Below are 23,555 nucleotides of genomic sequence, written 5' to 3' on the forward strand. Positions count from 1 at the left end.
CCCTCGCCGCTGACACACAATGCGCGCACCATGCCCCAGAACGCCCCCAGGCCCTCATCCTTACGGATCGAAGCCCTCGCCCACCATCCCGAGGCTGTGCCGACACTGGTGGCCTGGTTCGAGGCCGAGTGGCCGGGCTGGTATTGCACCGGGCGTGGCGATGCGGCGGCCGACTTGCAGGGCTTCGCACGGCTTGAGGGTCTGCCGTTGGGCCTGATCGCGCTCGATAAACACGGCCGGCTGCTGGGCATCGCGGCGCTGAAAGCGCAGTCCATTGTCAGCCACGGCCATCTGTCCCCCTGGGCGGCGGTCGGCTGCGTGGACCCGGCGCGACGCGGCCAGGCCATCGGCCTGCAACTGCTGCGCGGCTTGGAGGCAAGGGCGGCCGCGCAGGGCCTCGAGCATCTTTACTGCGCCACCGGCAGCGCAGACAGCCTGCTGCGGCGCGCTAGCTGGCAGGCCATCGAACGCATAGCCCATGAGGGCCAGGCGCTCACGATCTACCGCAAACCGCTTCGCCCAGCTGACACAATGCCGGGGTCATGAGTACCAATGCCCCGTCTCGCCTGTCGCTGTACCTGGACCTGATCCGCTGGAGCCGCCCCGCCGGCTGGCTGCTGCTGCTGTGGCCCACCTTGTCGGCGTTGTGGATCGCGGCCGATGGCTGGCCGGGCTGGCATCTGCTGCTGGTGTTCACGCTGGGCACGGTGCTGATGCGTTCGGCCGGCTGCTGCGTCAACGATGTGGCTGACCGCGAATTCGACAAGCATGTCAAACGCACCGCCCAGCGCCCGGTCACCAGCGGCGCGGTCTCGGTAAAGGAAGCCCTGCTGCTGGGGGCGGGTCTTGCGCTCGTGGCCTTCGCGCTGGTGCTGACGAGCAACGCGCCGACCATTGTGCTGTCCTTCGCTGCGCTGGCCGTTGCGCTGGTCTATCCGTATGCCAAGCGACTGGTCGCGATGCCGCAGGCCGTGCTGGGTGTGGCCTTCAGCTTCGGCATCCCGATGGCCTTCTCGGCCGCGCTGGGCGGCAACAACTGGAGCTGGCCAGCGCTCAGCGGCGCGGTGCCGCTGTCAGCCTGGGCCTTGCTGGTGGCCAATCTGTTTTGGGTGCTGGCCTATGACACCGAGTACGCGATGGTGGACCGCGACGATGACATCCGCATCGGCATCAAGACCTCGGCGCTGACGCTGGGCCGCTTCGATGTGGCCGGCGTGATGGCTTTCTACGCCATCTTTCTGGCCAGCTGGACCTGGCTGGGGCTGCGCTTCGGCCTGGGCGGGATCTTTCTGCTGGGCGTGGCGGCGGCGGCGGCCCAGGTGCTGTGGCACTACACGCTGATCAAGGACCGCAGCCGCGAGGGATGCTTCAAGGCCTTCCGGCAGAACCACTGGCTGGGCTTCGCACTGTTCGCCGGCACGGTGGCCGACCTGGCGCTGCGCGGCTAAGCGGCGCCCTCAAGTCCCGCAAAACGTCCGATACCCTGCAGTCAAGGCCGCCGGCGCCGGTTCGGCATAGCGCTGCAACACTGGGTCGGCGCTGAAGGGCTGGCGCAGCGCGACCAGCAGCGCTTCGGTCGGCGCCATGTCGCCGCCTTCCGAGGCGGCGGCCAGCGCCTCCTCGACGCGGTGGTTGCGCGCAATCAGGCGCGGGCTGGCCGCGCGCAGCTGGGCTGGCGTGGCCGTGCAGGCGGCCTGCCAGTGCTGCAGCCAGGCGGACAGCCCCGTGCTGTCGTCGAAAAGCGCATGCACCGCGGCTTCGTTGCCCTCGCGAGCCTCGGCCAGCGCGCGCCAGGCCAGAGTGAAATCGGCGCCGCCGCGCTGCAGCAGGGCCAGCCAGGCGTCGGCCAGCGCCGCATCGGGCGCATCCAGGCCTAGCTTGAGCCGCTGGCCCTCGCGCAGCGCCGCCTCGTACCAGGCCGGGAAAGCATCGATGACTTCGCTGACCTGGGCGACGGCCTGCTCGATCTCAGCCTCCGGGCCGTCCGGATCGACCATGGTCGGCAGCAGCGCCTCAGCCAGCCGGGCCAGGTTCCAGCGGGCAATTGCCGGCTGATTGCCGTACGCATAGCGTCCTTGCTGGTCGATCGAGCTGAAGCGGGTGGCCGGGTCGTAGCGCTCCATGAAGGCGCAGGGCCCGTAGTCGATGGTCTCGCCCGAGATCGACATATTGTCGGTATTCATCACCCCGTGAATGAAGCCCAGATTCATCCACTGCGCGATCAACCGCGCTTGGCGCCGCGCCACCGCACCCAGCAGGGCCAGGGCCGGCACCGGCGCATCGGCCAGCTCCGCATCGTGGCGGGCCAGTGCGTAGGCCAGCAGGCGGCGCAGCGAATCGATATCGCCGCGCGCCGAGAAGTACTCAAACGTGCCGACGCGAAGATGGCTGGCAGCCACCCGGGTCAGCACTGCGCCGGGCAGCGGCTGCTCACGCCGCACCATCGTGCCGGTGGCCACCACGGCCAACGCCCGGGTGCTGGGCACGCCCAGGGCATGCATGACCTCGCCGATCAGCAACTCGCGCAGCATCGGCCCGACGGCGGCCCGGCCATCGCCGTTGCGCGAGAAGGGCGTGCGGCCCGAGCCCTTGAAGGCCAGGTCGCGGCGCCGACCGTCGCGGTCGATCAGCTCGCCGATCAGCAGCGCCCGGCCGTCGCCCAGGCTCGGCGAGAAGCCGCCGAACTGGTGACCGGCATAGGCCTGAGCGATCGGCTGAGCGCCGACAGGCAGGGTGTTGCCGGAAAACAGCGCGGCAGCCTGCTCGGCAGCCAGCTGCGGCAGGCCCAGCTCATCGCCCAGCGCCTGGTTCATGTAGAGCAGACGCGGTGCCGGCGCGGGCTCCGGCCGGGCGGCCGCATAAAAGGCGGGGCCCTCGAGCTCGCGTGCATAGCTGTTGTCGAAAGCAAAAGTGGGGAGCGGCGTCATCGTCATGGTGCGCAGCTTGCCAGTTCCGGCCTGCGCTGTCGCCGACCGCCGCCGATGGCCCCCGTCCCGGACGGGTCGCAGAATCCATAATCACATAGAACGTTATACTGTTACAGTAACGTTATTACATCTTTGTAAATCAACATCCATGAACCCTGCAGCTCCCTCCTTCAAGCGCCGGCTAAGCCTGCTGGCCGCGTTGTCCTCCTTGCTGCTGGCCGCCTGCGGCGGCGGCTCAGGGGACGTCGACGACGATCATGACGAGGGGCTGCGCATCGACAGCGCCGGCCGCCTGGCCCTGATTGAGGCCAACTCGCCCAGCCTGCGCCTGTACGAGCTGGACAGCGCCAGTGTGCTGAGCAGCTTCGCGCTGGCCAACACGCCCTCGGCCGTGCTGGCCAGCCCCAGTTACCGTCATGCACTGGCGGTGCAGCGGACCCAGGACCTGGTGCAAATCGCCGATGGTGGCCTGTGGCAGGAGGACCATGTGGACCATCTGCACGACTACAAGCAGGCACCCAAGCTGCTCGCCGCCCGCATCAGCGGCGCGCGTCCAACCCATTACGAGGTGCATGAGGGCCGCGCCGCCTTCTTTATGGACGGGGTCGCGGCCGAGAACCGCAGCGCCCAGGTCCAGGTCTTCAACGAGGCCGCCATCGCCAGCGGCACGCCCGAGTCCAGCCTGAGCCTGCCGCTGGCCATGCACGGCACGGCCGAGCCGCGCGGCATGTTCCTGCTGAGCACCTGGCGCGCCGCCGACGCCACCTCCACCCTGCCCAGCCATGTCGAGCTCTACCGCCGCAGCGGCAGCAGTTGGCAGTTCGTGCAGCGCTTCGACACCCCCTGCCCCGATCTACACGGCAGCTTCTCGAACAAGGACCACACTGCCTTCGGTTGCAGCGACGGCGTGCTGCTGGTGACGCAAAGCGGCGAGAGTTTTACGGCCCGCAAGCTGCCCAACCCGGCCGATATGCCGGCCAACGCCCGCATCGGCACCGTGATCGGCCACAGCCACCTGACCTCCCTGGTGGGCCTGGCCTCACCGGGCCTGGTCTACGAGATCGACCCGGTGGCCGGCAGCCTCAAGAAAATCGCGTGGGCCGAGGGCCGCACGCGTCGCGCCCACGCATTCGACCGCCAGGGCGGCAAGCTGATGCTGCTGGACGATCTGGGCACCCTGCACCTGCTCGACGCGCGCCAGCAGTGGGCCCCGATCAAGCGCCTGGCCGCCGTGCCGGCCATGCCCACGGCCGCGCCCTTCCCGGCCATCGCCACCAGCCAGGCTCGCGACGAGGCCTGGATCTCCGACCCGCTGGGCCGCCAGTTGCTGCCCGTAGACACCGCCGGCGCCACGCTGCGCCCGGCCCTGAAGCTGGACTTCGCGCCCGCCGGCCTGGCCTGGCTGGGTATCCAACGCTAAACCAACCAAGTCGATCCCATGAAACTCAAACTCCTGACCCTGGCACTTGCCACCCCGCTATTGGCCAACGCCCAGGCCCAGCAGAGCAAGTCCGATGCGCTGCAGTGGGGGCTGGTACTCGATGTCGGTGCGGCTTCGCGCGAGCTGGCCCTGGGTGCGCGGCCCCAGGGCGCCCACCTGGGCGGGCTGGAGCTGGGTGTGGCCGGCAATCTGGGCGAGCACTTCGCCGGCCGCGCTACGCTGGCCGCACACAGCCACAGCCATGAGGGCAAGAAGAAAATTGAGTCCGAGCTGGAGGAGGCCTGGGTCGAGACCCGCAGCCTGCCGGCCGGGCTGCAGCTGCGCGGTGGTCGCATGCTGGCCCAGCTGGGCTATCTGAACGAGCAGCATCCCCATGCGGATGATTTCAGCGAGCGGCCGCTGCTCTACCGCAGCTTTCTTGGCGGCCACTATTTCGACAACGGCCTGCGCCTGTCATGGACGGCACCGACCGCGCTGTACTGGCGCAGCGGCATCGAGCTGCTGAGCGGCCGCGAGCTCAACCCGGATGCCGAGGGCGCCCGCCCCAGCATCGCCGCCTGGGCCGCCAACACCAAGCTGGGCGGCGATATCGGCCACAGCCAGAGCTGGCAGCTGGGCCTCTCCTATCTGCGCAACAAGGCACCGGGCAGCGGTGCGCATGAGCACGAGCACGAGGACGAGGACGCCCATGAGGAGGAGGAAGGCCACGACCACGCGCATGGCGCACGCTACCAGGGGCGCCATCTGTGGATCGTCGACGGGGTCTGGAAGTGGTCGCCCGGCGGCAACAACGGCGTGCAGCAGCTGCGCCTGTCGGGCGAGTTGGCCCAAGTCAGCCGCCTGAACGAGTTCGCCGGTTCCGGCGATAAGCACCGTTCGGCCTATCTGGCCGCGGTCTGGCGCTTGGCCCCGCAGTGGGAGACCGGGCTGCGGATCGACAGCCTGTCGCTGCGCGAGCCGCATGGCGACCACTTTCACCCGGCCAAGCTGCGCGAGCAGACCCTGATGCTGGCTTGGAAGCCCTCGCATGCGCAGTCGCTGCGCTTGCAATACAGCCGGCAAGACGATCGTGGCGGCTTCGATGCGGCCATCAAGCGCTCAGTGCAGCTGCAATACATCGTCAGCTTCGGAGCCCATGGTGCGCACAGTTTCTAAGCTGGCCGGCCTGCTGATCAGTGCCTGCGTAGTCCTGCCGGCCCAGGCGCTGGAGGTCTTCAGCTGCGAGCCCGAATGGGCGGCGCTGACCCGCGAACTGGCGCCCGAGGCCCGCGTCACCAGCGCCACCCATGCGTTGCAGGACCCCCACAATATCGAGGCCCGCCCGGCCTTGATCGCGGCACTGCGCCGTGCTGATCTGGCCATCTGCACCGGGGCCTCGTTGGAGGCCGGCTGGCTGCCGATGCTGCTAGCCCGCGCCAGCAATGCCCGGGTGCAGGACGGCAAGCCCGGCATGTTCTATGTCGAGGACGTGGTCGAGCTGATCGACAAGCGCAGCGCAGTGGGCTTCAACGAAGGCCATGTGCATGCCGAGGGCAACCCGCATCTGCAACTGGATCCCCGGCGCCTGCTGAGCGTAGCGGCGGCGCTTGCCGAGCGCTTGGCGATGCTGGATGCGCCACGCGCCGCCCAGATCCGCCAGCGCCACGCTGCCTGGGCGGCCGACTGGCAGCGCCGCATCCCGGCATGGGAGCAGCGCGCCGCGCCGCTACAGGGCCGGGCCGTGGTCGGTCAGCACAGCACCTACGCCTACCTCTGGCTGTGGCTGAAGCTCAGGCAGATCGCCGACCTGGAGCCCAAGCCGGGGGTGCCGCCCACGATGAGCCATCTGCAGCAACTGCAACAGCAAGTGGCGCGTGAAAGGCCGCTGGCCATCGTCACCAGCCTCTACCAGGACGAAAAGCCCGGCCGCTGGCTGGCCGAGCAGACCAGACTACCGCTGCTGCGTCTGCCGGCTACCGTCACCGACGACGGCCCCGCCGCGACCCTGGCCGGACTGTTCGACGAGCTGCTCGCACAGTTGCTTGCGATCAGCAAGCCCTGATGCTGCAAGAACTGCCCATCTTGCTGGCGCCGCTGCTGGGCGGCTGGCTGGTGCTGGCCACCCATCTGCCGCTGGGCCGCCAGGTGCTGGCGCGCGGCATCGTCTTCATCGATCTGGCGATCGCGCAGATGGCCGGTCTGGGTGTACTGGTGGCCGGCCAGCTCTTGGGCCACGCTGAGCATCCGAACGAGCTGCCCGGCTGGCTCGAGCCGCTGTCCCCCCTGCTGCCCCAGCTCTGCGGCGCCGCAGCGGCCCTGGCCGGTGCGCTGCTGGTGGCCGGGCTCTCGCGGCTGTGGCCCGAGCGGCGCGAGGCCTTGATCGGCCTGCTCTATATCGCGGCCGCCTCCACCGCCGTGATCTGGGTCAGCGCTGACCCGCATGGCGCACAAAAGCTCGGCGCCCTGCTGTCCGGCGATGTGCTGTGGGTGGACTGGCCGGCGCTCGTGCCACTGGCAGGAGCCAGCGCGGTCTATCTGTGCCTGCGCCGGCTGCGGCCCGGCCTGTTGGACAGCGGGCCTGGTTTCTATCCGGCCTTCGCACTGCTGGTCAGCCTCAGCGTGCCGCTGCTGGGGCTCTACCTGGTGTTCGCCACGCTGATCGTGCCGGCCCTGGTCGCGGCGCGGCGGCTGCCGGCCTGGCTGGCCGCGCTGCTGGGCGCGGCCGCCTATGCATTGGGCCTGGGCCTGAGCTGGCATCTGGACCTGCCGGCCGGGCCCATGGTGGTGCTCAGCCTCGTGGGCCTGGCCGGCCTGTCCCTGCTGCGCCCGGCTAAACTGCCCGCATGAGCAGCAGCGCCACCAAAACCAAGTCCGCCGAAGCGGCACTGGCCCGTCGGCTGGACGAGGCGCGCAGCCACTGCGAGGCGCGCGGCGCCCAGCTGACCGAGCAGCGGCGCGAGGTGCTGGAACTGCTGCTGCGCCGGGCCGGCCATGCCAAGGCCTATGACATCCAGGAAGACATGCAGAGCCGCCATGGCCGGGTCGCACCGACCACGGTCTACCGCGCGCTGGACTTCCTGATCGACCAGCATTTGGTCCACAAGGTCGATACGACCAACAGCTATGTGGTCTGCGAGCACGGCCACCATGCGCACCCGACGATGATGCTGATCTGCAGCAGCTGCGGCAGCATCCAGGAATGGCAGGCGCCGGGCTGGTTCGAGGGGCTGAAGGCCGCGCTGCGCGCCGACGCCAGCGGCTTCACGCCGGCAGCAATTGAGATCAAGGGCCGCTGCGCGGCGTGTGCTGCGCCCGCAGGCTAGCGACAAGCCTGCAGGTACTGACTGAAGCGCTCGCCCTTGAAGGCCTTGGCCGCAAGCGCACCAAACTCGGCAATCAGGGCGGGGGCGGTCGTCATCGAACATGCCATCGTGAACGGCCGCTGCGGCATCGGCAGCAGGACAAGGCATGTCGCCACGCCCTGCTGGCGCGCCAGATGGGCTGGCGAATAGGGGTTGGCGTCATCGTAGTAGGCCGCCTGGATGCGCTTGGCGGCCAGCTTGCGCGGACTGATCGTCTGCCAGTTCTGCCCCGAGGCCGGCTGCCAGTGGATGGGCAGGGCCGCCAGCTCGTGCGGCGGCTTGCTGCCCGAGACCCAGCCAATCGGCAGGCCGGCCAGCTCGTCGAGCGAGCCGACTTCGCGCAGGCTGGACGATTCCAGCACCGCCAGTTGCACCCTCGGTCTGCAAATAGACCCCGTCGTAGCGGCCGTACTCAGGGGACTGAGCGCCATCGGCGCTGTGCATCAGCAGCACATCGACGCTGCCGTCGCGCAAGCTTCAAAGGCCGCGGGCAAAGCTCATCACCGGCTGCCAGACGAAACGCATCCGTGTCTGAGGAGCGATCTCGCTGCGGATGAGATCGGGCAAGGCCCCGTGCACTGGCGGTCCTGGCCTCCCAGCATCAGCGGCGCCACCGCAAAGCCGCCCATGCGCAGGGTCGGCGGCGCGGACATCGCCGGGCGCACCAGCATCAAGGACAGGAGCAGGAAAACAAGGCAGCGGGACCACGTGCGCAGAAATTAGCGGGCTTGGCTGCCCACCCGCTGACGGGTCTTTCTCATCAAGTCTGGCAAGCGGACGGATTCTGCCGACGCTCAGGCCAGCGCTGCGGCAATGGCCCGCATGACCGCCGCATGGTGAGCACCGTCGAGCCAGCGCAGCACCACCACCGCGTCCAGGGCCGGCTCTATCCACACCACATGGCCACCGGCCCCCATCATGAAGAAGGCTTGAGGCGAGGCGCCGGGAAAGGCCCTGCCTTCGCGATTGAGCCAGACCAGTCGGCCGTAGAACGGGGCGATCGCGCAGGGCTCGACCATGCCCGCCACCCAGCCGGCGGGCAGCAGGGCCTGACCATCGTGGCGGCCGTCCTGCAGCAGCAGCTGGCCGACGCGGGCCTGGTCGCGGCTGCTGATCGAGACGCCCGCGCCCCAATGCGTGCCGCCGGGCACGGACTGCACGCGCCGGCCATCGGCCAGCGTCACCCAGGCATCGTCGTAGCCACGCCATGCAAAGCCCGCACCGCCGCCAAGGGGCTTCAGGATCTCGTCCAGAAAGACCTCGGGCAGCGGCTTCTGGAACAGCTGCAGCAGGGCTAGCGCCAGCTGGTTGATGCGCACATCGTTGTATTCCCAGTAGCTGCCCGGCGCCTGCAGCGGCCGCGCGCTGCCCTTGGGTCCCCCGGCTGAGCGCGGGTCATTGGCCACCTTGCGCCAGCGGTCCACCGTGTCGGGCAGGCCGAAGCACTCGCCCTCCCATTCGCTGCTTTGGTCCAGCAGTTGGGCCCAGCTGATGCGGCGGTTGTGCGGACTGTCGAAGCCGATGCCGGGCAGGCGCTGCGCGACCGGCGCCTGCAAGTCGGGCAGCAGGCCGTCGCGCTGCGCGATGCCGGCCAGCAGGCACAGATACGTCTTGGCTACGCTGAAGGTCAGATCGGCGCGGTCCGGCTCGCCCCAAGCGGCGATCTCGCGGCCGCGCTGCAGGACCACGCCGGACTGCGGGCCGCGCGGATGGACCGGGCCACGCAGCCGGTTGTAGGGCGGCGGGTCCTCATGGTGCACGCCCCAGGCGGCCGGATCGGCCAGCGGATCGCGCGGCCATGGGGTTTCATGGGCCTGGGCCAGGGCGATGGCGGCGCTGAGGTCGGGTGTGGCGTTCATGCCCACATTAGAGCCCGCGCCGCGCGTCACGACCATCCGGGCAAAGCCCCGCTGTGCGGGGCTCGCCCGGGCTAGTACCGATGGTCAGAGGGGCTCGGTACTGCGCAAAATCGCTCCATTATGTCGCTGCCATCCAAGTCCGCCTTCCTCGTGCTGGCCCTGCTTTGCAGCGGCTGCCAAAGCCTTGCCGAGCTCGATGGCGACGGCAGCTTCGGCATGGTGGCCGCCCTCTATGCCAGCGCGCCTGAAGCCAGTGCGGTGGCCCAGGGCCAGTTTGGCGCTGTGCCCATTGCCCTTGCGGCCGAGCATGAGCTGCAGGTCGCCGTCGGCTGCGCAGGCCCGAGCTCGAGCAGGCTGCTGGCCCAGTGCATGCGCCACATCAAGACCGGCCAGCTCGGCTGGCTGCCCGCCCGCTCCGCCGCGCCGCTGGCCACTCCGGCGGCCTCGGTGCTGCACCAGTCCTGAGCGATGAGCACTGCGGCCTATCCGATGGCCGGCGGCTGCGATTGCCGCAGCGTTCGCTACCAGCTCGAGAGCGCCCCGCTATTCGTTCACTGCTGCCATTGCCGCTGGTGCCAGCGCGAAAGCGGCTCGGCCTTCGCGCTCAACGCGATGATAGAGACCGAGCGCCTGAGTCTGCTGGCCGGCACGCCCGAGTTGGTCGACACCCCGTCGGCCAGCGGCAAGGGCCAGTTGATCGCGCGCTGCCCGATATGCCGGATCGCACTGTGGAGCCACTACGCAGGCGCCGGCCGCTCGGTCAGCTTTGTGCGGGTCGGCAGCCTGGATGAGCCTGACCGCCTGCCACCTGACATCCACATTTTCACCGCCTCCAAGCAACCCTGGCTGCTGCTGCCACCGGGCACGCCAGCCGTGCCCGAGTACTACGACCGCAAGGCTCATTGGCCGCCGGAGAGCCTGGCGCGGCGCACGGCGCTGCTGGCGGCTCAGTCGAAGGCGTAGCGTCGACGGCCTTCGCGCTTGGCGCGATAGAGCGCCGCATCGGCGCGCGCGGTCAGTTGCTGGGGCGTGGCCGCGCCGCCGCGCAGGGTGGCTACACCGATGCTGGTGCCAACGCTGAGATCGAGCCCTTCGCCAAGGCCGATCGGATCGCGCATCGCGTCGAGGATTTTCTGCGCGACGGCGGCCGCATCCTCGGCCTCGGCCAGGCCTTCGAGCACCAGCACGAACTCGTCGCCGGCCAGCCGGGCCACCAGATCGGTGCTGCGCACGCAGTCGCGCAGCCGCGCGGCGAACTGCTGCAACACCGCATCGCCGACACCATGGCCATGGCCGTCATTGACATCCTTGAAGTGATCGATATCGAGAAACAGCAGGGCCAACAGGCTGTTGACATCGCGGCGGCCGCGGGCGAGCGCCAGCGCCAGGCGCTCGTCGAACTGGCGCCGGTTCGGCAGGCCGGTCAAGGTGTCAGAGCGAGCCAGCTCTGCCAGGCGCTGCTCGGCCAACTTCATCGGCGTGATGTCGGTGCTCAGCGCGTAGATGCCGACGACACGACCATCGGGGCGCTGATCAGGAATGTAGGTGTTCTGGATGTGACGGGTGATGCCCAGCGCGGTCGAGCAAAGCTCGAACTGCTGGCGCTCGCCGGCCAGCGCGCGCGTCAGATGCGCTTCGCGCTGCGCAAACAGCTCGGGGCCGATGACCTCCCGCAACGGTCGGCCCAGCGCAGCGGCCGGGTCTATGCCCAGCCATTCGAGAAAGGTCGCATTGAGGAAGCGCAGGCGCAGCTGCGCGTCCAGATAGGTGATTAGCACCGGCAGGCTGTCGGCGATGGCGCGCATGCCGTGCTCGCTGGCGACCACGCGGGCCTCGATGGCCTTGCGCTCGGTGATGTCGACCGAAACCGAGTAGAAGCCGCGCACCGCGCCGTCGGCATCGATATCGGGCACATAGCTTTGCTGGAAATGGCGAAGGCGTCCGGCAATCGTCGAGCTGCTCTCGAACTCGACCCGCTGGCCCTGCATGACACGCTCGATCTGAGGCTGCAGCGCAACCGCAACGGCCTCGCCGCGAACCTCGCCTACGGTCTTGCCCAGCAGCGCCTCAGCCGCGAGGCCGTAGACCTTGCTCACTTGGGCATTGGCGAATACCAGACGATGGCTGGCATCGAATTGGGTGATCAGCGCCGGCACATTGTCGGCAATGCTGCGCATGCGTTGCTCGGCAGCCCGCAGCCGCCGGCCGGCGCTGAGCACCTGCCACAGCGCCAGCGCGGCGAAGAGCGCCAGCAGCGACAGGCCCAACAGAAGCAACAGCTTGGTCTGACCGGCATCACGGCCGAGCTGCTCGGTCAGCGCCGTGCGCTCGGCACGCAGCCTGGACATTGTGGGCCCCAGCAGGCTGCGCAGCTCATCCATCTGCCGCTGGCCCTCTTCGCCGAGCACCAGGGCCCGAGCCTGTTCCGGCTGACCAGCGTCATGCAGCGCGATCGTGCGCGTCAGCTCGTCAAGCTTGAGACTGACCAGCTCGCGCACCCGATACAGGTCCTGGCGCTGCTGGCCTTGCGGATACAGCTGAAGCACCGCCGCCAGCCTGGCATCCAGAGTCTCCATGGCCGCCAGGTAGGGCTGCAGGTAGTGCGCGCGGCCCGTCAGCAGATAGCCGCGCTGCCCGGTCTCCGCATTCAACAGATCGATCAGCAGATTGTTGTGCGAACGCAGCTCGATATTGATGGCGTCCTGGCGCTCGATCTGCGCCGCGGCCAGCTTAGCCCGAAAGGCCAGCACCGTCGTCACTACCGCCATCGCCAGCAGGGCCAGCAACAGCAGCATCACTCCACGCCCGAGGGAGTTGGGTTCCCGCCTCGACATGCTGCGCCTGAAGGGCATCTCGGCCATCCCCGTCTACAAGAATCACCCTGATCGCACGCCGGCAGCAGCACGGCGTTGTCCCTAGTGTTTCAGCAGGATTATGGCGGGGCCGCACGGTTGGCCTGCCGCCCTGTTCAGGGGACTTGCGGGCTCAGCTCACCACCAGCCGGGCCAGCAGGCGCGGCTGGCCGTTGGCCTGCACACCCAGCACCAGGCCTTCGCCCGATGCGGTATTGACGCCCAGCAGATCGCCGAGCACAAACATATGCGTGACCCAGACCTCGAAACGGCCCGGCTGCCGCGCCGCCGCCGCCAGAGCCCGGCGCAGCTCGGTCAGCGATTGCGCATTGGTCTCTTCGGTGCCGGCGCGCGGCGAACCCAGCGCGGGCCAAGCCGAAGCCGAGCCAAAGGCCAACTCGGCCGTCTCGACGCAGCGGCACCAGGGGCTCGCGCGCACCACGGCTGGCCGCAGGCCCTGGGTCTGGAACCAGGCGCCGATGCGCCGTGCCTGGGCCCGACCCTCGTCGTTGAGGTTGCGCTGCGTGCCGCAATCGCCGAGCTTGAAGCCGGGCGGATCGAAAGTGCCCGGCGCCAGCGCATGGCGAAAGGCAATCACAACGCCGCCGGCTCTGAGCAGGGCCCCCGCATCTCCCGGCTGTGCCCATGCGGGCAGGGCCAGGCCGGCGGTCGCGACAAGAAGATGGCGGCGGTCAACGGTCGGCATGGCGGCAGCGCTCCTGGGTTGAGCGCCCATCATGCGGGCAAGCCGCTATTCCTTGCTCAGCGCCGGGGCTTGTGCCCGGCCAGCGCCGGAGCGAACAACTCCATCACCCGCAGTTGGGCGCCGCAGCGGCGGAACACCGAGTTGCGCGACCACAGCATCTGCGGCGAGGCCTCGGTGCCCGTCGCGGAGAACCACTGCTTTTGCATCTGGCGTCGCGTGTGGCCATGGCGCGAGAGCCGGCGTGGCTGCAGCTCGCTGCGCGCGACACGTCGGTCGGCATAGAGCAGATGGCCCAGCGGCTTGGCGCCCAAGCCCTTCAGCGCCTTCCAAGGCCCGGCCAGCGCGCTGCCGTGCAGCGCCGAGCGGGCCCAGACCAGGGGTTGGCCGTCAACGCGCAGAATCACCTCGCGCACCACGGTACAGCCGCGTCGCGGCAGGCCCAGCGCGGCACGCTCGGGGCCGCGCAGCGGAGCCACCTGCTGCCGCAAGACCTGGACCTCGTAGCGCTGGCCCAGCGCCGCCAGCCGCCGGCTCAACGAGCCCGGCGCGCGCAACCAGTCGCGCAGGCCGCTGCGGCATGCAATTCCCATCGCAGCAGACTCAGCGCCCGAACTCTTCGCCCAGCTCGCGCGCACGCTGCTCGGCGGCGCGCACCGCGCGCACGATGGCGGCGTCAACCCCGTCGGCCTGCAGGCTGCTGATCGCCGCATGGGTAGTGCCGCCCTTGGAGGTGACCTTCTCGCGCAGCAGGGTCGGCGAATCGCTCGATTGCAGGCCGAGCGCCGCCGCACCGCCACAGGTGGCCAGCGCCAGCTTGCGGCCCTGCTCGGCCGACAAGCCCATCTGCTGAGCGGCCACCATCATCGCCTCGACGACAAAGAAGAAGTAGGCCGGGCCGGAGCCCGACAGTGCGGTCACCCCGTCGAGCTGCGCCTCTTGGTCCACCCACAGCGTCGCACCCGTCGGGGCCAGGACTTGCTCGACGCGGGCCCGGTCGGCCACCGACACAGCGGCGCGCGCAAACAGGCCGGCAATGCCCTGGCCGATCAGGGCCGGGGTGTTGGGCATCGCACGCACGACCCGCTCGCTACCGGTGGCAGCGGCGAGCGCATCGCTGCGGATGCCAGCCATCACCGAGAGCTGCAGGGCCTGGACCAGCAGGCCGGCACAGGGCGCGGCAGCCTCGGCGAAGAGCTGGGGCTTGACGGCCCAGACCACCAGGCCGGCGCCGGCCAGGCTGGCATCGGGGCTCGCCAGTGCACGCAGGCCGAAGTCGCTTGCGAGCTTGGCACGCTGCGCCTCGAAGGGCTCGACCACGATCAGGGATTGCGCTGCCCGACCGGCCCGCAACAAGCCGCCGATGATGGCGCTGGCCATATTGCCGCCGCCGATGAATGCAATGGGGGTACTCATGGAGCGCAAGTGTAGGGCCCGGCTCGCCGCCCCACTCCATGCACCAGCCGGGTGCAGGTCTTGCCCCCGAACAGGGTGGGCGCACCGCTACGGGCAAAAAAAGGGCCCGGGGCGTGAGCCCCAGGCCTGAATCCATCCAGGCGGATGGAGGAGACAAACGAAAGTACTTTCCCTACAGCAGCTTCCGTGCCAGCTTGCTGCCGTCTCAGCCGCTAGCATCGGTCCAAGCCATGAACGAACGCCTGTTTCTGCGTCTGGAAGACGACGAGCTGCATGGGCCCGAGGCCCACATGCCGCCGGGCACGCTGCGCGCCTGCACGGTCGAGGTGCCGCTGCGCCCCTATGTGTCGCACATCCTGGCCTACAGCGAGACCATCCCGGCCGGCTCCGAGATCCTGGAGCGGGTGCTGCCGGACGGAGCGCTGCGCCTGATCGTCGAGTTCGGCGATGCGCCGACCGTACAGGTGCTGGGTGCCTCGGCAGCGCCGGTGCTGCTGCACTTGCAAGGTCGTCTTGAGGGACTGTCGCTGACCCTGCGGCCGGGTGCGGCAGCGGCCTTGCTCGGGCTGCCGGCCGGCGAGCTGACGGGTCAGGTCTTGCCACTGGACAGCCTGTGGCGGGGTGCCGGCGCCGAGCTGGGCGAAAGGCTCTCCACCACCTGCGGCGACGCAGCCCGTTTGACCGTGTTGCAGGGCTTTTTGCAAGGGCGCTTGCCGGACCCGACGATCAACGACCGCCCGGCGGTGATGCAAGCGCTGCAGCTGATTGGCACGTCCGAGGGGCGCCGGCCGCTGCGCGAGATCGCGGCGGCGCTCGGCGTCGGCGAGCGCCGGCTACAGCAGCTGTTCCAGCTCGAGGTGGGTCTGTCGCCGCGGGCCTGGAGCCGGCTGGCCCGGCTGCAGGCTTGCCTGCGCCGGCTGCGGCTGCAGGGCGCGACGCCCGGCTGGGTCGGTCTGGCGCTGGACAGCGGTTTCTACGACCAGGCCCATCTGGTCAAGGAATTCCGCGCGCTGTGCGGCCTCAGCCCCACAGAGTTTCTGGCTCGAGCCGTTTCGGGTTCTTCCAAGACAGGGTCCTGAGCCGGCGCTACCGTGTGGCCTCGACATCAGCAAGGACAAGCCATGCAGGACTCTCCAACACCGCAACCGCTGCACGGCCGCGTCGCCGTGGTCACCGGCGCCAGCCGCGGCGCCGGGCGCGGCATCGCGCTGGAGCTGGGTGCGGCCGGTGCCACCGTCTATGTGACCGGGCGCAGCACCCGCGAGCAGCCGGCCGATGGCTATGGCCAGATCCTGGCGCTGTCCGGGCTAGAGCGCCTGCCCGGCACGATAGACGATTGCGCCGAGGACCTGAACCGGCTGGGCGGGCGCGGTATCGCCGTGCGTTGCGACCACACGCAGGACGAACAGGTGGCCGCACTGTTCGCCCGGGTCTGGCACGAGCAGGGCCGGCTCGATCTGCTGGTCAACAACGCCTGGGGCGGCCATGAGTGCTTTGACGGCGTTTTTGAGGCGCCGTTCTGGCAGCATCCGCTGGCGCAGTGGGACGCGATGATGGAGCGTGGCGTGCGCAACCATCTGCTGGCCGGCCGCCATGCGGCGCCGCTGATGGTGAAACAGGGCCACGGCCTGATCGTCGGCACCACCTTCTGGGACCGCGACCGCTATTTGCGCGGCAATCTGTTCTACGACCTGGCCAAGGCTGCGATCAGCCGGCTGGCCTTCGGCATGGCCGAGGAGCTGCGGCCGCATCGCGTGGCCTCGCTGGCGCTCTCGCCGGGCTGGATGCGGACCGAGTTCGTGCTCAGCGGGCACCGGACCGACGAAGCCCACTGGCAGGACAGCCCGGCGCTGGCACGCACGGAGTCGCCGCGCTATCTGGGCCGCGCGGTGGCAGCACTGGCGGCCGACCCGCAGGTGTTGGAGCGCAGCGGGAGGGTGCTGAGGGTCGCAGATCTGGCACGCGAGTACGGCTTCAGCGATATCGATGGCCGCCAAGTCGGAGCCTTCGAGCTGCCGTAGGGCGGAGGCAGCCCTTGCGCTTGCCGGTCGATAGGACCGCGGATGCTTCAGTAACTGACGCTGAAGCGCTGCCCGCGCGCCAAGAAAATTGCGCGCTTGAGCTGGATCTGCTCAAGCACCAGTCCATCGGCGATCTTGTCGCCCTCGCGGAACAGCTGCCCGTTGACGATCAGCATGCGCTGGGCAGGCGCGTCGGAGTACATCGCGCCGCTGGTCGCCAGCGGCGGCAAGCCGCGGCGGAAGGCCTCGGGCAGCTCGGCCAATGCAGGCACCGCGCGTTCGGTGACGGTAGGCGCGGTCGTCGAGGCGCTGGTCACGATGGGCAGGGCCGGGCTCGGTTTGGTTTCGACTGGCGTCTCGATGATCAGCGGGGCCGGCTCCAGCCGCTTCAGCTCGGGACCGGGCTGGGGCGCGGCGGCCGGCGGTCGCGGCATCGGTGGCGAGGGGGGCGCGATGGCCACTTGCACCGGTGCGCTGGGGACACCGGCCGAAAGCAGCCAGGCAGCAAGGCCTGCTGCGCCAAGCAGTAGCACAGCCGCGCCCCACAGCCAGCGCCTTGCCGGCGCGGCCGCCTCGTCATCATCGGCATGGTCGGCGGGCAGGGGGTTGGCGTGCAGGCCCGGCACGCCGCCGCGCTCCCGTTCGGATTCAGCGCGCCGCAAGGCATCGAGAATGTATGACATGGTGCTTCAGTGCCCGGCCAAGGCTTGTTGAAGACGCGGCTCGCCGATGCCGCTGGCGCGGTTGAGCAGCATCAGCGTGACGGGGCCGGCCAAACCGTCGCTCTTGAGGCCCTGGGCGCGCTGGAAGGCTGCCACCTTGGCACGCAGCGCCTGGTCGTACTTGACGCTGAGCGGCACAGGTGCACCATCGGCAGCCGGCGCGCCGGAGAAAGCCTGGTCGAGCTGGGCATCAAGCCATGCCGGCAGCGGGCCGCTGGTGATGCGGCCCTGGTAGGCCGGCGGCGCGCGCCACAGGGTTCTGAATTCGCCGCGCCACTGCCGGTCCAGCGCCAGCAGGCTGACGGTCTGTGTGTGGCCGCCGGCGCTGACGGTGGCGTGCTGGCTCCCCAGGCTTTGCAGCAGCACATAGGCGGGCTCGCCGCTGGCGTCGTGCAGGGTCAGGATGGCCGGGCGGTCCAGCAGGCGCAGCAGGGCCAGGCCGCCATCGGCAGCGCTGCTCTGGGTGAAACACTGGGGTGCCGGATCGGCGCGGGTCTGCGCGGCCTTGCGCAGGCCCGCGCAGAGCTCGGCGAAGTCGGCGTCGGCCTTGGGCGGCTGCAGCGCCCAGGCCGCCGCCAGTTCGCGCCAGGCATCGGCCTCGCTGCGCAAGGCCAGCGTGATCGTCGCGGCCGGGTCGGGTCGGGGCGCCGGGGCGGAGGCCGCTTCGGCTACGGCCGTGCTGGCCGCAGACGCAGCAGCAACGGAAGATGCGCCCGACGCGGCGCTCGCTGGGGCCGATGCAGCCGCAGCGGTAGCAGTGACAGGCCGTCCGGCCTCGGGCCCCAGTGAGCGCGTGGCCAGTGCGAACACCGCTGCGGCCGTCAGTGCGCCGCCGGCTCCGAGCATCCACGCCCGCCGTCGCCCAAAGCCGGAATTGCGCCGCGAGGCCGCATCGTCGAACACCTCGGCGGCGGCCTTGTCCAGCGTGGCGCGGTCGATGCGTTTGCGGCCCTGGGCATAGGCGCCCAGCAAGGCCCGGTCGCACAGCAGATTGATGCGTCGCGGCACACCGCGCGAGAGCCGGTGGATCTGGCGCAGCGCCGTGCGATCAAAGGGCAAGGCCAGCGCCCCACCGAAGCCGGCAACGCCCAGCCGATGCCGCACATACTGCGCGGTCTCGGCCTCGGACAGGGCCTGCAGGTGAAAGCGCGCGATCACGCGCTGGGCCATTTGTTCCAGCTCCGGGGCGGCCAACATGGTGCGCAGCTCGGGCTGGCCGATCAGGATGATCTGCAGCAGTTTGCGCTCGCGGGTCTCCAGATTGGTCAGCAGGCGCAGTTGCTCCAGCAACGAGGGCGCGAGGTTTTGCGCCTCGTCGATGATCAGCACTGTGTTACGGCCGGCGCCATGCTGGGCCAGCAAAAAGTTGTTCAGCGCGTCGACATACGGCTTGACCGTCTGGAGCTCGCCCGGGCCGAGCTCGATGTGATATTCCTCGCACACCGTCTTCAGCAGCTCGGTGACGGTCAGCTTGGGGTTGAAGATGTAGGCGACATTGCAGTCCTGGGCCGGGATCTGCTCCAAGAAGCAGCGGCAAACCGTGGTCTTTCCGGCACCGATCTCGCCGGTCAGCAGCACGAAGCCGCCACCACCGCGCAGGCCGTAGAGAAGATGGGCCAGCGCCTCGCGATGGCGCTCGCTCATGAACAGATAGCGCGGGTCCGGCGCGATCGAGAACGGCTCTTGCTGCAGGCCGAAGAAGTTCGCGTACATGGTGACGATGTCAGCCCCGGTGCATCAGCCCAGCACGCGGGCCAGTCCGTAGATGGACAGCGCGCCCGAAACGATCAGGGCCAGAGTCTTGGCCGAGCGGTTGCCCAGCACGGCACCGATGACGCTGCAGGCCAGGATGGCGCCGAAGAGATAGCTTGTTTTCATCCGGCGATGGTAAGGGCTGGCGCAGGCATTTTCTTTGGCCGCGACAATTGCGGCTGCCATGCCGCCGCGCCCGCGCCAACACCATCACCACGTCTATGTCGTCGAGCTGTCCGACCGCGTTTGGAACCTGGCGAGCTTTCGCCGCGCCAATCCCGACCACGATATCCGCAAGCCCTGCGTCTATGTCGGCATGACCGGGCTCGACCCGGACCTGCGCTTCGACCGCCATAAAGCTGGTGTGCAGGCTAACCGCCTGGTGCGCGACTACGGGCTGCGCCTGCTGCCCGAGCTCTACGCGGTCTACAACCCCATGCCTTACGAGGCCGCCCGGGAGATGGAGGTCGAGCTAGCGATCGGACTGCGCGAGGCTGGTTACGCGGTTTGGCAGGCCTGAGCCCAGATGTCGGCGCTTAAGCAGCCAGATGGACCGGCACCACCGAGTCCTTGAGCACGCTGCGCAGCACAAAGCTGCTGTGCACACCCGTCACCCCGGAGATGCGGGTCAGATGACCCAGCAGCAAGGCCTGGTAATGGTCCATATCGCGCACCGCCACTTTCAGCTGGTAATCCGCGGCCTGGCCGGTGATCAGCAAGCACTCCAGGACCTCGGGCAGCAAGGCCACCGCCGCCTCAAAGCCGGCAAAACGCTCCGGCGTGTGCACATCCATCGAGATATGGACAAGGGCCATCAAGGTCAGGCCCAGCTTCTTGGCGTTCACCACCGCACGATAGCCACTCACCAGCCCAGCCTCCTCCAGCGCCCGCACGCGCCGCAGACAGGGCGAGGGCGACAGCCCGATCCGGTCCGCAAGCTCCTGGTTGTTGATGCGACCTTCCTTCTGAAGGATTTCCAGAATCTGCCGGTCAAACTTGTCAATCTCCAATTAGTCACCTCAAAGAAATCATTAATTGGCAGATTATTGCGCGTTGGAAAAAATCCAAGCCATCTTCGCAATCATCTGCCAAGCCCTGTTGCATACACTGAAGGCACTGAGTTATCCACTCCGACAGCGCCCAGGCCATCCGCCCGATCTCGCGTCAGGACCACCGCTTCACAAGAGCACCGGTTCGAACGCCACCCAGACCCCAAGCACAGCAATGTGGCTTGGGGTTTCGCTTTGGGGGCATGCCGCCGCGCCAGGTGGCTCAAGCCGTATTCATCCGCGAGGCGGCGCCGTCGTTGGCGCTGGGATACTGTCGCCATCAGCCCTGCCCCTCGCGGTGGCCGATCAACGCAATCCATGAGACCACTCACATGCGCAAACCCGCCATCGCCGTATTGCTGATGCTCGCCGTCTCGGCACATGCGGCCAACAACGCGACCTGTGATCGAGCAAGCTTGCTGGCAAAGTTCAACCAGGCGCCGGCACTTGGCGGCGCACCGGAAATTCCGGCAAAGCTCGAGACCCAACTCAAGCGCTTCGTTCTGTTCGACTCGCCGTTGGCGATGGATGGCTACAAATACAACGGGCTGGTCGACATGGGCGGGACGCGGGCATGGATCATTCGCTTCGGTGGCATTGCCGGGGCGGTCGAGTGGTTCGGGCCTGTGACTGTCGAGCCGGCCAAGTTCGTCGGCTGCCCTGACAGCCCTGGGACCAAGCATCCCTCCGGTAGTACCGAAAGCGGCAGGCAGATCAAGTCCTGACCCCGACACCCTGGAGCTCGCGGCCTTGCCTTCTTGGACCTTGTCGACGTCGACCTACACCGGCCTGACTCTCGCCGCGCTGCTCGCGCTCGGCCCCTCAGACGCTGGCGCAGCCGGCCCTGCGGGCACTATCGCAGCCGGCAAGGCGACTTTCGTGGCCGCCTGCGCGTCATGCCATCAGGTCGGCCCCTCGGCGCGCGGCGGCTTCGGGCCACAGCTCAATGGCATCGTCGGGCGGCAGGCCGGGTCCACGCCGGACTACAGCTACTCGGCCGCGATGAGGAAATCCGGCATCGTCTGGTCGGAGACCAGCCTAGCAGCCTTCATCCGAGATCCGCAGCGTAGCGTGCCGGGCACCAAGATGCGCTTCTTCAGCATTGGCTACAACGACCAGAAGATGGCGAATCTGCTGGCCTATCTGGCGAGCGTGCCAGCCACCCCGCCCTCCTCGCCCACTGCCCGATGAGCCTGGCCGACCTGCGCGAGGCGCTGGCCGCCGAGCTGGCGGCGACGCCCGAGTTCTACGACTTCAAGGTGCTGCGCAGCGAGCGCGAGGGCGCGCTGTGGCGTGTCACGCTGGAGCCGGGCTATGTCTATGCCGAAGGCCAGCGGCCGGGCGCCGCCTCGGCCCAAGCCCTGCTGGACGACAGCCTGGACGGGGCCTCGGCCTGGTGGGGCGCGCCGGTCAAGGGCGGAGCCAGCGTTCTGGCCGTGCTGGCCGAGGAGGACCAGCTGCTGCTGCACAACGCCAGCAGCGCGCCGCCGGGGCCGGACTGCCTGATACGCCTGTACCCGACCCGCTTTCTGAACGCCGTGGCCGATGCCTGGTGGGACACACCCTGGGCCGAACGTGCGCTGGCCTGCCTGCCCGATCTGGGCCAGCCTCGCCCGGTGGACGCCGCCACGGCGTTGAACGGTGCGCCGTTTCGCTGGCTGCGCCCGGCCCAGCGCGCAGCGCTGGCGCTTGTGCAGCACAGCAGCGCCTTTCTCTGGGGCCCGCCCGGCACCGGCAAAACCACAACGCTGGGCGTCTTGCTGGCCGAGTATCTGGATCGCCGGCCCGAGGCCCGCGTGCTGCTGCTCTCGACAACCAACCAGGCGGTGGACCTGGCCACCATCGCAGTCGACAAGGCGCTGGTAAAAGGCCGGCGCGAGCATTGGCGGGCCAGCGTGCAGCGCCTGGGCACCCGCTTCGATGCCGCAGCCTATGCCGGCCGCGAGCACCTGCTCCCGAGCGACGACCAGGGCCTGATCGGTCGGCTGGCTCGGGCCGAGGCGGCGCGGCCTTCGGCGCGCGGCGATGGCACTGCGCTGAAGGCTTGGGCTGACCGCGTCGCGGCGCTGCGCGAGGAGCTTCGCGCAGCCTCGCTGCAGGTGATGCGGCGCTGTAGGCTGGCCAGCATGACCACCACCCGCGCCGCCTTTACGCTGAAGACGCTGCGCGAGCTGAGTGACGATGCCGACGAGCCGCCGTTCGACCTGCTGGTCTTCGACGAAGCCAGCCAGGTCAGCCTGGCCCATGCGCTGGCGCTGATGCCGCTGGGCCGCGCCAGGCTGTTCGCTGGCGACCCGCGGCAGCTCTCGCCGGTGCTGCGCAGCCCGGATCGCGGCGCGCGCCGCTGGCTAGGCCGCTCGGCCTTTGCCGAAATGCCGCGCCAGGGCCCATCGGTAGCCCTCCTGGACGAGCAGTCGCGCATGGCCGCGCCAATCAGCGAGCTGGTCAGCGCGCTGTTTTACGAGGGCGCGCTGCGGGTAGCCGTCGACGCGCAAGCCGCGCCAGCCTGGGCAACGGCGCGCCGGCGCGCGCTGGGCGAGACCGATGCAAGCACCCATGTGCAGCTGCGCCGTGTCAAAAGCGACGGCGCCTGGTCGGCGGCCGAGCGCGGGCCAGTGCGGCGCGAGTCGGCAGAGGCGATGGCCGATGCCGTGGCGGCCGCGCTGCACGGCGGCGACTGGCTGGAGCAGGAGCTGATCGTGCTGACGCCGTTTCGCGCCCAGCGCGCGCTGATACGCCGCTGCCTGCGCGAGCGCGGCGTGCCCGATGCGGCCGTCAAGGTCAGCACGGTGCACCGCGCGCAGGGCAGCGAGGCACCGGTGGTGCTGTTCGATCCGGTGGACGGCAGCCAGCCTTTTCTGCATGGCGAGGAGGCGCAGCGCCTGCTCAATGTCGCATTCAGCCGTGCCCAGGCCAAGCTGATCATTTATCTCTCGGCCAGCGACGCGGCCAGCCCCTTGCTCGCGCCCCTGGTGCAGCGCCTGCGCCTGGCCGGCGATGCGCGGGTGGCGCTGGACCTCAGGGATCTGGCGCGGCAACCGGACTTCCCGGCCAATGCCCTGGGCCGGCGCGTGCGGGCCGGCCGCCACACCGGCGAGGTCAGCAGGCTGAGCCTGGACGGACAGCAGTTCTGGCTGGTCAACGAGGTGAGCGGCACCGAGCAGTTGATCGATGCGGGGTTCTGGCGCGCTCGAGCCAGCGAATGAGGACCGTGCCATGGGCTTGCCTCGTGGGCTGGCCCGCCACCCTCAGCGTCTCCTCCAGCTCTGTGCGCAGGACCTCCCGGTCCGGCAGATAGAGCTGGTACTTCTGTACAAAGAGCTGGCTGCTCATGCCGCACGTCGCGTGTTCGACCAGCAGGGTTTCAAACTCGGTCTGCGAGACCTGGTGCGGCTCGGGGATCTTGAGGAACTCGAACACATAGGGCGTGCGCAGCAGGTCGGCCGGCCGCTCCGCCACCAGGCCCTGCTGG

Annotated in this window: 27 protein-coding genes; 15 read left to right on the forward strand and 12 right to left on the reverse strand. The window is 69.1% G+C overall.

Features of this window, described 5'->3' with window-relative positions; all coding sequences use genetic code 11:
- The first annotated feature begins 30 nt into the window (after positions 1-30).
- Positions 31-546, forward strand: a complete 516-nt coding sequence (locus OOZ63_RS11005; RefSeq protein ID WP_266005519.1) for a GNAT family N-acetyltransferase — start codon at positions 31-33, stop codon at positions 544-546.
- Entirely contained in the window at positions 543-1,448 is a 906-nt protein-coding gene (gene ubiA / locus OOZ63_RS11010; RefSeq protein WP_266005520.1) for a 4-hydroxybenzoate octaprenyltransferase, read from the forward strand. Before OOZ63_RS11005 ends, ubiA begins: the two co-directional genes overlap by 4 nt.
- Before the next feature lie 9 nt (positions 1,449-1,457).
- Here ubiA and OOZ63_RS11015 read toward each other — a convergent pair whose 3' ends face one another.
- On the reverse strand, positions 1,458-2,933 hold the full coding sequence (locus OOZ63_RS11015) for a protein adenylyltransferase SelO (RefSeq protein WP_266005521.1): 1,476 nt from the start codon (positions 2,931-2,933) through the stop codon (positions 1,458-1,460).
- Between the two features lie 142 nt (positions 2,934-3,075).
- Here OOZ63_RS11015 and OOZ63_RS11020 point away from each other — a divergent pair, with 142 nt between their 5' ends.
- Genes OOZ63_RS11020 through OOZ63_RS11040 form a run of 5 tightly spaced genes read left to right on the forward strand, consistent with a single transcriptional unit; the run spans position 3,076 to position 7,670 of the window.
- Positions 3,076-4,347 carry a hypothetical protein gene (locus OOZ63_RS11020; protein ID WP_266005522.1) on the forward strand — a complete coding sequence of 424 codons (1,272 nt, stop codon included), beginning with the start codon at positions 3,076-3,078 and terminating at the stop codon, positions 4,345-4,347.
- An 18-nt stretch (positions 4,348-4,365) separates the two neighbouring features.
- A complete protein-coding gene (locus OOZ63_RS11025; protein ID WP_266005523.1) occupies positions 4,366-5,523 on the forward strand; it encodes a hypothetical protein in 1,158 nt (385 codons plus the stop codon).
- Entirely contained in the window at positions 5,504-6,409 is a 906-nt protein-coding gene (locus OOZ63_RS11030) for a metal ABC transporter substrate-binding protein (RefSeq protein WP_266005524.1), read from the forward strand. Before OOZ63_RS11025 ends, OOZ63_RS11030 begins: the two co-directional genes overlap by 20 nt.
- Positions 6,409-7,194, forward strand: coding sequence for a metal ABC transporter permease (locus OOZ63_RS11035; RefSeq protein WP_266005525.1), 786 nt, complete (start codon positions 6,409-6,411; stop codon positions 7,192-7,194). Before OOZ63_RS11030 ends, OOZ63_RS11035 begins: the two co-directional genes overlap by 1 nt.
- Positions 7,191-7,670, forward strand: coding sequence for a Fur family transcriptional regulator (locus OOZ63_RS11040; RefSeq protein WP_266005526.1), 480 nt, complete (start codon positions 7,191-7,193; stop codon positions 7,668-7,670). The genes OOZ63_RS11035 and OOZ63_RS11040 overlap by 4 nt, the downstream gene beginning before the upstream one ends.
- Here the strand turns inward: OOZ63_RS11040 and OOZ63_RS11045 are convergent.
- Both OOZ63_RS11045 and OOZ63_RS11050 read right to left on the reverse strand, forming a co-directional pair.
- Positions 7,667-8,140, reverse strand: coding sequence for a hypothetical protein (locus OOZ63_RS11045; protein ID WP_266005527.1), 474 nt, complete (start codon positions 8,138-8,140; stop codon positions 7,667-7,669). The genes OOZ63_RS11040 and OOZ63_RS11045 overlap by 4 nt on opposite strands.
- A gap of 363 nt (positions 8,141-8,503) precedes the next feature.
- Positions 8,504-9,568 carry a serine hydrolase domain-containing protein gene (locus OOZ63_RS11050; RefSeq protein ID WP_266005528.1) on the reverse strand — a complete coding sequence of 355 codons (1,065 nt, stop codon included), beginning with the start codon at positions 9,566-9,568 and terminating at the stop codon, positions 8,504-8,506.
- Between the two features lie 120 nt (positions 9,569-9,688).
- Here OOZ63_RS11050 and OOZ63_RS11055 point away from each other — a divergent pair, with 120 nt between their 5' ends.
- Both OOZ63_RS11055 and OOZ63_RS11060 read left to right on the forward strand, forming a co-directional pair.
- Entirely contained in the window at positions 9,689-10,033 is a 345-nt protein-coding gene (locus tag OOZ63_RS11055) for a hypothetical protein (RefSeq protein ID WP_266005529.1), read from the forward strand.
- 3 nt (positions 10,034-10,036) lie between these two features.
- Entirely contained in the window at positions 10,037-10,531 is a 495-nt protein-coding gene (locus tag OOZ63_RS11060; RefSeq protein ID WP_266005530.1) for a GFA family protein, read from the forward strand.
- Here the strand turns inward: OOZ63_RS11060 and OOZ63_RS11065 are convergent.
- From OOZ63_RS11065 to proC, 4 genes are all read right to left on the reverse strand, one after another.
- A complete protein-coding gene (locus tag OOZ63_RS11065; RefSeq protein ID WP_266005531.1) occupies positions 10,516-12,363 on the reverse strand; it encodes a diguanylate cyclase domain-containing protein in 1,848 nt (615 codons plus the stop codon). The two genes, OOZ63_RS11060 and OOZ63_RS11065, sit on opposite strands and share 16 nt — an antisense overlap.
- Before the next feature lie 190 nt (positions 12,364-12,553).
- On the reverse strand, positions 12,554-13,126 hold the full coding sequence (locus OOZ63_RS11070; RefSeq protein WP_266005533.1) for a histidine phosphatase family protein: 573 nt from the start codon (positions 13,124-13,126) through the stop codon (positions 12,554-12,556).
- 56 nt (positions 13,127-13,182) lie between these two features.
- Positions 13,183-13,716: a chorismate--pyruvate lyase family protein gene (locus OOZ63_RS11075; RefSeq protein ID WP_266005534.1), complete on the reverse strand. Its 534-nt coding sequence runs from the start codon at positions 13,714-13,716 to the stop codon at positions 13,183-13,185.
- A 10-nt stretch (positions 13,717-13,726) separates the two neighbouring features.
- The gene (gene proC, locus OOZ63_RS11080) at positions 13,727-14,539 is read right to left on the reverse strand and encodes a pyrroline-5-carboxylate reductase (protein ID WP_266005535.1); all 813 of its coding nucleotides are present in this window, start codon (positions 14,537-14,539) and stop codon (positions 13,727-13,729) included.
- 230 nt (positions 14,540-14,769) lie between these two features.
- Here proC and OOZ63_RS11085 point away from each other — a divergent pair, with 230 nt between their 5' ends.
- Both OOZ63_RS11085 and OOZ63_RS11090 read left to right on the forward strand, forming a co-directional pair.
- Positions 14,770-15,618, forward strand: a complete 849-nt coding sequence (locus tag OOZ63_RS11085; protein WP_266005536.1) for an AraC family transcriptional regulator — start codon at positions 14,770-14,772, stop codon at positions 15,616-15,618.
- A gap of 42 nt (positions 15,619-15,660) precedes the next feature.
- Entirely contained in the window at positions 15,661-16,560 is a 900-nt protein-coding gene (locus OOZ63_RS11090; RefSeq protein ID WP_266005537.1) for an SDR family NAD(P)-dependent oxidoreductase, read from the forward strand.
- Between the two features lie 47 nt (positions 16,561-16,607).
- Here the strand turns inward: OOZ63_RS11090 and OOZ63_RS11095 are convergent, their stop codons facing one another.
- The 3 genes from OOZ63_RS11095 to OOZ63_RS11105 are packed head-to-tail and all read right to left on the reverse strand — an operon-like array spanning position 16,608 to position 19,160.
- A complete protein-coding gene (locus tag OOZ63_RS11095) occupies positions 16,608-17,243 on the reverse strand; it encodes a general secretion pathway protein GspB (RefSeq protein WP_266005538.1) in 636 nt (211 codons plus the stop codon).
- Between the two features lie 6 nt (positions 17,244-17,249).
- Entirely contained in the window at positions 17,250-18,995 is a 1,746-nt protein-coding gene (locus OOZ63_RS11100; protein WP_266005539.1) for an ExeA family protein, read from the reverse strand.
- 24 nt (positions 18,996-19,019) lie between these two features.
- Positions 19,020-19,160 carry a hypothetical protein gene (locus OOZ63_RS11105; RefSeq protein WP_266005540.1) on the reverse strand — a complete coding sequence of 47 codons (141 nt, stop codon included), beginning with the start codon at positions 19,158-19,160 and terminating at the stop codon, positions 19,020-19,022.
- 58 nt (positions 19,161-19,218) lie between these two features.
- Here OOZ63_RS11105 and OOZ63_RS11110 point away from each other — a divergent pair, with 58 nt between their 5' ends.
- Positions 19,219-19,554: a hypothetical protein gene (locus tag OOZ63_RS11110; protein ID WP_266005542.1), complete on the forward strand. Its 336-nt coding sequence runs from the start codon at positions 19,219-19,221 to the stop codon at positions 19,552-19,554.
- Positions 19,555-19,570: 16 nt separating this feature from the next.
- Here the strand turns inward: OOZ63_RS11110 and OOZ63_RS11115 are convergent, their stop codons facing one another.
- Positions 19,571-20,044 carry an Lrp/AsnC family transcriptional regulator gene (locus OOZ63_RS11115; protein ID WP_266005543.1) on the reverse strand — a complete coding sequence of 158 codons (474 nt, stop codon included), beginning with the start codon at positions 20,042-20,044 and terminating at the stop codon, positions 19,571-19,573.
- A 371-nt stretch (positions 20,045-20,415) separates the two neighbouring features.
- Between OOZ63_RS11115 and OOZ63_RS11120 the strand changes: the two genes are divergently transcribed.
- Genes OOZ63_RS11120 through OOZ63_RS11130 form a run of 3 tightly spaced genes read left to right on the forward strand, consistent with a single transcriptional unit; the run spans position 20,416 to position 23,289 of the window.
- The gene (locus OOZ63_RS11120; protein WP_266005544.1) at positions 20,416-20,808 is read left to right on the forward strand and encodes a hypothetical protein; all 393 of its coding nucleotides are present in this window, start codon (positions 20,416-20,418) and stop codon (positions 20,806-20,808) included.
- A gap of 25 nt (positions 20,809-20,833) precedes the next feature.
- Positions 20,834-21,274, forward strand: coding sequence for a c-type cytochrome (locus OOZ63_RS11125; protein ID WP_323055741.1), 441 nt, complete (start codon positions 20,834-20,836; stop codon positions 21,272-21,274).
- The gene (locus OOZ63_RS11130; RefSeq protein WP_266005545.1) at positions 21,271-23,289 is read left to right on the forward strand and encodes a DEAD/DEAH box helicase; all 2,019 of its coding nucleotides are present in this window, start codon (positions 21,271-21,273) and stop codon (positions 23,287-23,289) included. The genes OOZ63_RS11125 and OOZ63_RS11130 overlap by 4 nt, the downstream gene beginning before the upstream one ends.
- On the opposite strand, the gene OOZ63_RS11135 is transcribed toward OOZ63_RS11130, so the two are convergent.
- The gene (locus OOZ63_RS11135; protein WP_266005546.1) at positions 23,222-23,542 is read right to left on the reverse strand and encodes a hypothetical protein; all 321 of its coding nucleotides are present in this window, start codon (positions 23,540-23,542) and stop codon (positions 23,222-23,224) included. The two genes, OOZ63_RS11130 and OOZ63_RS11135, sit on opposite strands and share 68 nt — an antisense overlap.
- Positions 23,543-23,555 lie beyond the last annotated feature (13 nt).

This window comes from Paucibacter sp. PLA-PC-4 (genome assembly GCF_026241155.1).
GTDB lineage: Bacteria > Pseudomonadota > Gammaproteobacteria > Burkholderiales > Burkholderiaceae_C > Roseateles_E.